The organism is Thalassospira sp. UBA1131, assembly GCF_002311515.1.
GTDB lineage: Bacteria > Pseudomonadota > Alphaproteobacteria > Rhodospirillales > Thalassospiraceae > Thalassospira.
Genome location: NZ_DCAO01000031.1, coordinates 26,874 through 38,176 on the forward strand (window position 1 = coordinate 26,874; position 11,303 = coordinate 38,176).

The 11,303-nt window shown below is 53.8% G+C and carries 9 protein-coding genes; 6 read left to right on the forward strand and 3 right to left on the reverse strand.

Annotated features, from left to right (window positions below; translation table 11 throughout):
- The 3 genes from B3Z49_RS04450 to glpD form a co-directional block, all read right to left on the reverse strand.
- The coding region (locus B3Z49_RS04450) for an ABC transporter ATP-binding protein (protein ID WP_296988483.1) at window positions 1-635 on the reverse strand (635 nt) is incomplete at its 3' end.
- A 15-nt stretch (window positions 636-650) separates the two neighbouring features.
- Window positions 651-1,751 (reverse strand): ABC transporter ATP-binding protein, encoded by a 1,101-nt coding sequence (locus tag B3Z49_RS04455; RefSeq protein ID WP_008890107.1) that lies wholly within the window; start codon window positions 1,749-1,751, stop codon window positions 651-653.
- On the reverse strand, window positions 1,748-3,304 hold the full coding sequence (gene glpD, locus B3Z49_RS04460; RefSeq protein WP_296988485.1) for a glycerol-3-phosphate dehydrogenase: 1,557 nt from the start codon (window positions 3,302-3,304) through the stop codon (window positions 1,748-1,750). Before glpD ends, B3Z49_RS04455 begins: the two co-directional genes overlap by 4 nt.
- Before the next feature lie 436 nt (window positions 3,305-3,740).
- On the opposite strand from glpD, the gene B3Z49_RS04465 reads away from it, so the two are divergent.
- From B3Z49_RS04465 to B3Z49_RS04490, 6 genes are all read left to right on the forward strand, one after another.
- Entirely contained in the window at window positions 3,741-4,259 is a 519-nt protein-coding gene (locus B3Z49_RS04465) for an RNA polymerase sigma factor (RefSeq protein ID WP_296988487.1), read from the forward strand.
- Window positions 4,260-4,359: 100 nt separating this feature from the next.
- The gene (locus tag B3Z49_RS04470; RefSeq protein ID WP_296988488.1) at window positions 4,360-5,325 is read left to right on the forward strand and encodes a FecR family protein; all 966 of its coding nucleotides are present in this window, start codon (window positions 4,360-4,362) and stop codon (window positions 5,323-5,325) included.
- A 207-nt stretch (window positions 5,326-5,532) separates the two neighbouring features.
- Window positions 5,533-7,905, forward strand: a complete 2,373-nt coding sequence (locus tag B3Z49_RS04475; RefSeq protein ID WP_296988490.1) for a TonB-dependent receptor — start codon at window positions 5,533-5,535, stop codon at window positions 7,903-7,905.
- A 1-nt stretch (window position 7,906) separates the two neighbouring features.
- Window positions 7,907-9,130 carry an MFS transporter gene (locus B3Z49_RS04480; RefSeq protein WP_296988491.1) on the forward strand — a complete coding sequence of 408 codons (1,224 nt, stop codon included), beginning with the start codon at window positions 7,907-7,909 and terminating at the stop codon, window positions 9,128-9,130.
- Between the two features lie 7 nt (window positions 9,131-9,137).
- Window positions 9,138-10,262 (forward strand): ABC transporter substrate-binding protein, encoded by a 1,125-nt coding sequence (locus B3Z49_RS04485; RefSeq protein WP_296988492.1) that lies wholly within the window; start codon window positions 9,138-9,140, stop codon window positions 10,260-10,262.
- A 276-nt stretch (window positions 10,263-10,538) separates the two neighbouring features.
- A partial coding sequence (locus B3Z49_RS04490; protein WP_296988494.1) for an aldehyde dehydrogenase family protein occupies window positions 10,539-11,303 on the forward strand: 765 nt, incomplete at its 3' end.

Below are 11,303 nucleotides of genomic sequence, written 5' to 3' on the forward strand. Positions count from 1 at the left end.
ACAACCTTGTCAGCAAAGGTAAGGGCTTCGACCTGATCATGGGTGACATACACCATGGTCGGGCGCAGCTTGTTGTGAATTTCCTTAAGCTTGCGGCGCAGAACCCATTTCAGATGCGGGTCAATCACCGTCAGCGGTTCGTCAAACAGAATGGCCGAAACATCATCACGCACCAGACCACGCCCCAGCGAGATCGTCTGTTTTTCATCCGCGCCAAGGCCGCGTGCCTTTTGCTTGAGCTTGCCTGTCAGATCCAGCATCCCGGCAATTTCACGCACACGGGCATCAACGCGCTTTTCATCAATGCCACGGTTGCGCAGGGGGAAGGCCAGGTTGTCATAGACCGTCATGGTGTCATAGATCACCGGGAACTGGAAAACCTGTGCGATGTTGCGTTCTTCCGGGGCAAGGTTTGTAACATCCTTGCCATCAAACAGGACCTGACCGTGTGACGGGGTCACAAGGCCGGAGATGATGTTGAGCAATGTCGTCTTGCCGCAACCCGACGGGCCCAACAGGGCATAAGCGCCGCCATCTTCCCAGACATGCTCCATGCGACGCAGGGCATAATCCTCGTCCGTTTTCGGATCGGGGAAGTAGGAATGCGCAAGGCTTTTAAGATCAATACGTGCCATTTTCTTACTCTTCCCTCACGCCGCTTTGCCGTTTGAAATTTCGACCGGCGGGGCGGCCACGAGCGCACCGTTCGCATCAAAGGCAAACAGGCGTGTCGGATCGACATAGAACTGGGTTGCTTCGCCAAGGCGCGGGTTGTGAACGCCTTCTTCCTGGATCACCCAGGACACATCATTGAAATGGACGTGCACAAAGGTTTCCGAACCGGTGATTTCGGCCAGTTCGACCTGTCCCTGCATCGCGATCGTGTCATCCCCGGTCGGATCAACCGACAGGTGGTTGGCGCGGATGCCAAGGGTGTAATCGCCATTTGAAAGGTTCGCCAGATGCCCTTTAAGCGGCACCTGATGGCCGCTTTTCATAAAGATTGCGCCATCGCGCACTTCGGCTTCAACCAGGTTGATCGGCGGATCGGAAAAGATCAGGCCGGTCTTGACCGAGGCCGGGTTGTGATAAACCTCTGTCGTCGGGCCAAACTGGGTCATCCGGCCTTCATGCATAACCGCGCACTTACCACCCAGCAGCAATGCTTCCATCGGCTCGGTCGTGGCATAGACAACGATGGTGTCGCGTTCGGCCAATAGGTTGGGGATCTCTTCGCGGAGTTCTTCGCGCAGCTTATAGTCAAGGTTGACCAGCGGTTCGTCAAGCAGCAGCAATTTGCAATCCTTGACCATGGCGCGCGCCATGGCGGTACGCTGCTGCTGACCGCCGGAAAGTTCCTGTGGCAGGCGATCAAGCAGATGTTCGATATGCATGAGTTCGGCTGTCGAACGCACACGCTTTTCGATCTCTGCCTTGTCAACGCCCTGTAATTTCAGGGGGGATGCGATGTTGTCAAACACGTTCATCGACGGATAGTTGATGAATTGCTGATAGACCATGGCAACGTTGCGTTTTTGCACCGCCATGCCGGTCACATCGGCATTATCAACAAGGATGCGGCCCTTGGTCGGCGGCTCGAGGCCTGCCATAATCCGCATCAGCGTCGTCTTCCCGGCAAGTGTGCGCCCCAAAAGGACGTTGAACGATCCCGGTTCGAGCGTCATCGACACATCGTCGATATGGGTCTCCCCACCCACGGTCTTGGTTATGTTTTCAAGCGTAAGGGTCATTTTCCACTGTTTCCTTCGCCCGCTTTCACGGTGTTTTTTGATGTCGGTTCGGTTTTGAACCATTGGACAATGGCATTACGCGTCTCATCCGAAAGGTGCAGCCCCAGTTTGGAGCGGCGCCACAAAATATCATCGGCCGTTCTGGCCCATTCGTGATCCACCAGATAGCGCAATTCGCACTCGTATACGTCGTCACCGAAGTGCTTTCCAAGCCCTTTCAGATCGCTGGCATCGCCAATGATCATATTGGTGAGTGTGCCGTAGTTTTGCACGTAACGGTATAGCTGTGCTTGCGGAATCCAGGGAAACTTCTTGTGCATCGCAGTAAGATAGCGTTCGAAATCCGCATCGGGGATGTCACCGCCCGGAAGCGGTTTGTCCGCGGTCCATCTTGTGTCGTTGCTGCCAAGTAGCGGGCAAAGCTTGCTCATCGCGGATTCCGCAAGCTTGCGATAGGTGGTGATCTTGCCGCCATAGATGTTTAGAAGCGGCGCACCATTATCGGCATTTTCGCCCCGGTCAATTTCCAGAACATAGTCGCGGGTTACCTGGGATGCGTCTTCGCTGCCATCTCCATACAGCGGGCGGACACCGGAATAGGCCCAGACAACGTCATCGGTGGTGATTTTCTTTTCGAAATAGGTATTGGCAAGTTCGCAAAGATATTTGGTTTCATCTGCGCTGATCGCGACCTTGGCCGGATCGCCTTTGTAATCACGATCCGTCGTACCTATCAGGGTAAAGTCCTGTTCATAGGGGATGGCAAAAACAATCCGCCCGTCAGGGTTCTGGAAGATATAGCAATAGTCATGGTCAAACAGTTTTGGCACCACGATGTGGCTGCCCTGAACCATGCGAATGCCCTGTTTCTTTTTGGCCTCAACCCGCTTTTCAAGAAGCTCGGCACACCAGGGACCCGCGGCATTGACCAGCGATTTGGCCCGGATGGTTTTTTCTGACCCGTCATCAATATTGCGCAGTGTCACGGTCCAAAGGCCGTTTTCGCGTTTGGCCGATACACATTCGGTGCGGGTTTCGATATCGGCACCGCGATCGCGGGCATCCATGGCGTTCAGCACCACAAGGCGCGCGTCCTGAACCCAGCAATCGGAATAGACAAATGCCTTGTCCATGCCCTTGACCAATGGCGCACCGGCCGGGTGGGTGGCAAGTTTGATGCCCTCGGACCCCGGCAGTTTTTCACGACCGCCAAGATGATCATACAAAAACAGGCCAAGCCGGATCATCCATGCCGGGCGCAGGCCCTTGACGTGCGGCAGGACAAACCGAAGCGGCCAGATGATGTGCGGGGCGGCACGCAAAAGAACTTCGCGCTCAATCAGCGCTTCGCGCACAAGGCGGAATTCATAATGTTCAAGATACCGCAGGCCACCATGGATCAGCTTCGTGCTGGCCGACGAGGTCGCGCTGGCAAGGTCATCCTTTTCACACAGATAGACGCTGAGCCCACGACCCGACGCGTCACGCGCAATGCCCGTGCCATTGATCCCACCACCAATAATGGCGATGTCATATGTTTTTGGAGTGAGCAACCGATTCCTCCCCAATTGCTCTTATTTGTGACAGCTGTTCTCAACTGCCATTCTGTTCTTTCACAAACGATACGAACGCCCCAAAATAATTGCAAGCGAAAATTATGACTGTTTGGAATTTTCATTAACGAAACTGAATTTCTGAAATGTAACAGATTGTAATCATTGGAGGATTGAACAATTCCCTTGTTGGGCAGCAGGCAAATCTTTGTTTCTTTCGTTTGCAATCAGGGCAGAAAAACCCTTGGAATCGGTTGAAACTGAAAAATAAGTGATGAAAGCCGCCAAATATGCGGGTCTGAATATCAAAACTCTTTTGCGATTGAAAATGATTATCATTATTGTTAGCTTACGCTTCCGGGTTGCCGTGTGATCCGAAGTCGCATTGTGGCCGGACACGACAATTCGCGACAAAGCGACAGCAGATGATCCGAATATGAAGCCCTGGCAGAACACGCTCTCAAAACTGTTTGAGGACCACCGTCGGCAACTGGTCTCTATGGCCAATCGTCGTATCGGTGACCGTGAGACTGCGGATGAAATAGTTCAGGACGTCTATGCCAGACTGTTGCTTTCGGGGGATCACGGAACGGACGAAGAAAACGTCAAGGTTCTTTATGCATCGGTGCGCAACGCCGTGATAGACCATCATCGCAGCACAGCGGGGCGCACGGGGCTCATGCGCCGGATCTTGCCCATCCAGTTATGGCAGAGAGAAACATCTTCCCCGCACGATCATGCCCAGTCGCGCCAGGCCCTTTCGGCGCTTGATCGGGCCTTGCTGGAACTTTCCCCCAAGGCGCGCGAGATGTTTGTTTTGCATCGGGTGGACGGGGTTTCAAACGCAAAACTGGCGCAGAAATACGGAACATCTGTCAGCGCAGTGGAAAAGCAACTTGCACGCACCATGCGCCATTGCCAGCAACGCCTTGAAGCCTATCGGGATACAGATTGAAAAGTTTGAGCCAAACGGCATGAGGATATTTTGTTCTCAGCCGTTTATTCGTTATAGAAATCGCATAACAGCCAGTACCGTGTGGACCGATAACAGATCAATGCAAGGCGACATTAAACTGACCGAGGCGCAAAAGGACGAAGCAGCCCTTTGGCACATAAAGCGTGCAGGTGGTTCGCTGACGGCCTCGCAGGAGCAAGAATTTGATGCCTGGCTAAATGCCGACACAGGCAACCGCCTTGCCTATGATCAGATGCGCGTTCTTTGGGCGCAGGTCGAAGAGCCAGCCCGCCGCATTGCAGTCAGCGACGCCGGGCAGGTGCCAGTTTGGCAAAGGGTGCTTGACTGGTTCTCTCCGCTACGGACTGTGACGTCATGTGCTGCGGTGGCGGCGGTATTGGCGATGGTTGCCTTTCTTAATCCCGACGGCCTGGACAATCTTCAGGCTGATATTGTTACCGATGCCGCCACGGTAACCGAGATCCGGCTGCCGGATGGATCAGTGGTTTTTCTTGCCGCCAACAGTGCGATTGCCACCGACTTTGAAGACGGGAAACGGGATGTCGAACTTTTGCGCGGTCAGGCATTTTTTGATGTCATGCATCGCGATGGCGACAGCTTCCGGGTTCGGGCCGGTATGGCAACAGTCGAAGTGGTTGGGACGCGCTTCAATGTTGATTACCTGACGCAAGACACACGGGTCGGCGTTGAAGAGGGCGCTGTCCAGGTGTCGTCCGGGGCCGATACAGGCAGTGTCATGCTTGGTCCGGGGGATGCGGTGGCAGTCGGGGCTGGCGGGTTGCAGGCCAAGGAAGTCGTCGATATTGCATCCGTACAAAGTTGGATGCATGGGCGTCTGAGTGTTCAGAACGTGCGTCTTGATGATCTGGTTGCGCGTCTTGATAACTTCGCACCGGGCCGTCTGATGGTTTTGGGCGATATCGGAAACAAAACCGTTTCGGGCAGTTTCCCGACCAACGATGTTGTCAGATCCGTTGAAACGCTTGCCGTTGCGGTGGGTGGATCGGTTATCAAGACCTCACCTTGGTTGATGGTTGTCTATTAATATTGCGAAAAATTCGCAAAAAAGTGCTTCCTCATGTGAGGAGTTTATTTTCCCGCTCGTTTGTTTTTCTAGGTGCAGGGGGACCTGCCTGAAAAACCAATCTCAGAATGGAGCGGGAATTTGTATTCCAAGCAGGCAAAATCAAAAAAGAATATCCTGATCTCGGCATTGTTGATGACGTCCTCAATCGGTCTGCCGACCGCTTTGATGGCGGCTGAAACCAACACTCAAACCGTGCCGGGCAAACAGGTCGAAGTCGCGCAAGCACTTTACAGCTTTGATTTCAGCGTCACGTCAATCGCCGACGGTATCAGCCAGATTGGTGATGTTTCCGGCTGGAGCATCGCCTATACCGTCGAATTGCCGGAAATCGCGGGATCGCGCGAAATTCGCGGCGAGCTCTCTGTCCCGGCTGCAATCGAAATGCTTATTCGCGGTACGGATTTATCCTATCGCGCAATCGGTAGTCGTTCGCTGATCATTACCGACGCAAGCACGCAGAGTAATGCCAGCGGCGAAATGGTCACTGATCCGGTGATTGTCGAGGCCACCGGCACGCAATCCGATCTTGCCCCGGCCTATGCTGGCGGGCAGGTGGCAACCGGCGGACGCCTGGGCATGCTGGGCAATACCGATATCATGGATGCCCCGGTCAGCATCACCAGCTACACCAGCGAATATATCGCCGATCAGCAGGCGGAAACGATTGCGGATGTCTTGCAATATGATCCGTCCGTGCGCGCGCCAAATGCCGAAACATCAAATCTTGATACCTATCAAATCCGCGGATTTGGAGTGAATCTGTTTAACGCCGGTGAGGTGGGATTTAATGGTGCATACGGGGTTGCACCTACTTTCCGCGTTGATTCGAATGTTGCGGAGCGCATCGAAGTTCTCAAGGGACCCAATGCGCTGCTGAACGGAATGTCACCGACTGGCGCAGTAGGGGGGGCAATCAATATTGTACCCAAACGTGCAGGGGATGAAGACCTTAACCGTGTCAGCCTTGATTACGGCCGGGGCGAGCAGGGTGGTGGTAACCTTGATTTCAGCCGCCGCTTTGGCGCGAACGATGAGTTTGGCGTCCGCTTTAACGGTGGCTACCATGATGGTGATACCTATCTTGATCATCAAACGCGTGAGAGATCACTCGCAGCACTGGCTTTGGACTACAAAGGTGATAACTTCCGGGCTTCTGTTGATCTGATTGATCAACGTGAAAACCTGGATGCTCCAGCACGAGAATTTTTCATATCGAGTGGAGCGACTTTTGCCGTTCCAGATGCACCGGACGGATCAACAAACCCAATCCAGAAATGGGAGTGGTCCGATGCGGTTGATCGTTCTGGTATGATCAAAGCAGAATATGATGTACTTGATAGCTTGACTGTGTTCGCTTCCTTTGGCGGTGGACGTACGGAACTGGATCGTGTGTTTGGGACGCCAATCCTCCAGAACTCGGCAGGGGACTATTCCGAGAGCAATCTGACCTATGGCAGCTTTTTAACAGACCGCTGGTCGACCAGTGGCGGTGTTCGCGGAGAGTTCTATACTCTTGAAGTAAATCATAAAGTCACTTTCGAAGCTTCTCACTATCAAGATTCCGTAAGTCGTGGACTGGGGACCGCTGCTACTGGTACCTCAGGGAACATATACAATGTTCAGGAAGTATCACCGGTGGCTGTAAGCGCGCCCAATGGTCGCCCCAAGCTATCTGACTCAGAACTCACTGGCTATGCTGTAGCCGACACGATGTCGTTCTGGGACGAGCAAGTTTTGTTCACGGTTGGTGCCCGTCATCAAACCATCAAGGTTAATAACTATAGCTCTGGTGTGCTCTCCGCCTCCTACGATGACAGTGCCATCACCCCGATGGTGGGGGTCGTTGTGAAGCCAATTGAGACGGTCTCGCTTTATGCGAACTATATCGAAGGTCTGAACAAGGGGCAAACGGTGCCGACTAGTGCAGCCAATGCCGGGCAAACACTTGACCCCTACATTGCCAAGCAAATTGAAACGGGCATCAAACTTGATTTCGGGACGATTGGTGGTTCTGTTTCGGCCTTCCAAATCACTAAGCCGAGTGCTGATGAAGATCCCGATACGAGCGTCTATCGAGCAGACAACGAACAGCGCAACCGCGGTATCGAGCTTAACGTATTTGGCGAGGTCACCGATGACGTTCGCTTGATGGGAGGCGTGATGTTTCTCGATTCCGAAATCACCAAAGCAGTTATTTCTTCCAATAAAGGAAAGCGCCCGGTTGGTACGCCGGAAATGCAGATCAACCTTGTTGGTGAATGGGATACCCCCTTTGTTGATGGCTTGACCCTAAGCGGCACGGTTACCCACACTTCTGAACAGTTTGTGGATACAAACAATGTGCAGGGTATTCCCGACTGGACGACCCTTGACCTTGGTGCGCGTTACAAAACTGAGCTGTATGGAACACCGTTGACGGTGCGTGCATCGATTCAGAACGTGACCAACGAAAAATACTGGTCAGGTGTGAACGACTACCGATTGCTCTCGCTCGGTGCCCCGCGCACCGCATTCCTGTCGCTAACCGCGGACTTCTGATGTGACCGGAAACCTGATCGGGACAAACAGGAAAATTCATCTCCTGTTTGTTCTGCAACTGGTTTCGATGGGTGCCATGGAAATGAGCGGGCCTTTTTGGCCCGTTCATCTGCGTTCACTTGCCAGTTCGGATGATCTGTTCACCGTCGCCAGTGTCGGCGTTTATGTCGGGCCGATGCTGGGTATCATGTTGACCAGCACGTTTTGGGGGCGGGTCGGGGATCGTTTCGGCCACAAGGCGATGATGATTAGGGCCCTGTTTGGCTTGGCCGCGACCCAGCTTGCATTAGCCTTTTCTGGTGATGTCTTCTCGATCCTGATCTTGCGGTTTTTGCAAGGGGCCTGTGCCGGTTATATCGCACCGGCCCAGGCGTACGGGGTCAGCATCGAAAGCCCGGCACGGCGGGCAAAGCTGTTTGCCTATTTGCAGGTATCGACCAACCTCGGCTCGCTGTGCGGGGCGTTGGTTGGTGGTGTGATCCTTGATCTTGCCAGCTTCTTTTGGATCAACTTTTCGGCGGCCATCCTGTGTGCACTCTGCATGATTTCGGTTTGGGTGTTACTTCCGACTGTCGCCGCTCCGGTGCGGCCTAAGACAGGTGACAGACCGGATACCAAGCCGAGCATCGTGCGATCGCCACAGGTCATTTCCTTGCTGACGATCATCGGCGTTCTGTTGCTTGGCCGAATGGTAACGCAATCGCCGTTTCCGATTTATGTCCTGCACACTTTTGATGTCGGCAACTGGGTTGTTGGCCTGTGTTATGGCCTGTTGGCACTGGGCTTTGTCGCAACGGCGTCTCTTTGGGCGCGCTATTTCGAAGGGCGGGCCGCGCAAAACGTTCTGGGGCGCATGTGTCTGGTGATTGCCGGATGCATTGTCGTGACCGTGACGGCCGGGCTGACCGGATCGGTCACTGTTTTTGCCGCGATGTATTTCCTGTGGGGAACGCTTTTGGGTGCGACCACGCCGGTTTTGACCGCACTGGTGTCACGCAGCGCGTCTGATCATCAGCAGGGATATTTGCTGGGACTGGCGCAAAGCACAGCCCAGTTTTCATCGATTGCCGGGATCGCAATTGGCGGCTGGTTCGCGCAGGTTTCCGGGCTTTCAAACATCTATTTTCTCGTCGGTTTTGTCTATTTCGTCGGCTTGGTGCTGACCGCTGTGACGCGGGTTGGTGTCGGTCGTACGACAAACCCGACTGAGCTATCAGGGGAGTAAAACGAGGATGCGTAAACTTTCACAGATGCTTGTGTTTATGGTTTTGGTTCTGATTGGGCCGATGCAAGCACAGGCCGAAACCATCACGGTAACCGATATCGCCGGGCGCGAAGTTGCGGTCAATGTCCCGATAAAACGTGCCATCCTTGGCGAGGGTCGCCAGCTTTACATCATTGCCGCCCTTGATCGCGAAAATCCGGCGGCGCGCATTGTCGGTTGGCGCAAGGACCTGATCGAAGCCGATCCGGCGACCTATCAGGCCTATCTTTCGAAATTCCCCGCATTTGCCGATATCCCGGCCTTCGAGGGGCTGGAGCAAAGCCTGATTGATATCGAAACCACGATTGCGCAAAAGCCTGATATCGTTTTCCTCAATCTTGAAACCAAGCGCGCGGTGGAAGAAGCCGCCTATATCGAAAAGCTTGGAGCCCTTGATATCCCTGTGGTCTATGTCGATTTTCGCAACAGCCCGGAAGTCAATACCGAACCCTCCATACGTTTGTTCGGAAAACTGTTTGGCAAGCAAGATCGTGCCGAGGAATTTATCGCGTTCCGTGCTGAGGAAATCGCAAAAATCACTGATCGTCTGGCCAGTGTGAAACCGGATCGGCCGAAAGTATTCATCGACCGTGCCGCCGGGTTTTATGAGGATTGCTGCCATTCATTTGGCGATGGCAATTTCGGTGCGATGGTTGAAATGGCCGGTGGCGACAATATTGCCAAGGACCTGATCCCGGGCACCTTCGGGCAGATCAATGCCGAACAGGTCATTGTTTCAGATCCGGATCACATCATTGTCACCAGCGCGATGTGGGATGTTTATGTGCCGGGGGGCAAATGGGTTCCGGTTGGTCCGGGTGCCGACCCGGACGAAATTGTTGAAAAACTGAAATTCTATCCGACCCGCCCGGCTTATCTCGGGATCAAGGCGCAAAAGACCAAAGCATTCCATGCGGTCTGGCATCAGTTTTACAACAGCCCCTATCAGTTCGTCGCCATTCAGCAGATGGCCAAATGGTTTCACCCCGATCTGTTTGCAGATATCGATCCCGATGAAACCTTCAAACAGCTTCATGACCGGTTTCTGCCGATTGATTATCAGCCGGGCTATTTCGGGACGCTGTCGAACTAGGTGTGTTTTTGCGCATAACATAATAACGCGATGACTGATCATGGCCGGAGCAACACTGTTGTTCCCGCTTTTTTGCGCAAATATCGCAGGTTCTGCTAATCGACGGTGATTGGCTGTCCTTTGATGAAATCTTCTAGCAAAGCAGGCCTCGGCCCCGGTTTGCGATTGCTATTGGGTAAATATCTCGCAAAAATGTGGCATCCACCACGGAGCAGACTAGATAAAGACCAGAATGCGATCATGTCGCTCCCAATAATGCTTTCCGGAGGCACTCAAATGATTTCGCTTAAAGACCCCAGTCTTTTCACCCAGCAGGCCTATGTCGGCGGGGAATGGGTCGATGCCCCAGACGGGAAAACAGCCGAGGTAACCAACCCCGCAACCGGTGAAGTGCTTGGCACGGTTCCGGTTCTTGGCCGTGATGAAGTTGCGCATGCCATTGATGTCGCCGAAAAGGCGCAGAAGCTTTGGAAAAAGCGCACCGCCAAGGAACGCGCGGGCATCCTGATGAAATGGTACGACCTGATGATGGAAAATCAGGACGACCTGGCCGCCCTGATGACGGCAGAGCAGGGTAAACCATTGACCGAAGCCAAGGGCGAGATCGCCTATGGCTCATCCTTCCTGCAGTGGTTTGCCGAAGAAGCCAAACGCGTCTATGGCGATGTGATCCCGACCTTTGCCGAAGGTCGCCGTGTGATGGTTCTCAAAGAACCGATTGGTGTTTGTGCCGCCATCACGCCATGGAACTTCCCGACCGCGATGATCACCCGTAAAGCCGCCCCGGCATTGGCCGTTGGTTGTGCGATGGTGGTCAAACCGGCGATGGAAACACCGTATTCCGCCCTTGCCATGGCAATTCTGGCCGAACGTGCCGGTCTGCCCAAGGGGCTGTTGTCCATCGTGACCGGTGATGCGCCGGTGATCGGTGCGGAAATGACCGAAAATGCCAAGGTCCGCAAACTGACCTTTACCGGTTCGACCGCGATTGGGCGTTTGTTGATGCGCCAGTGTTCCGATACCGTCAAAAAAGTCAGCCTG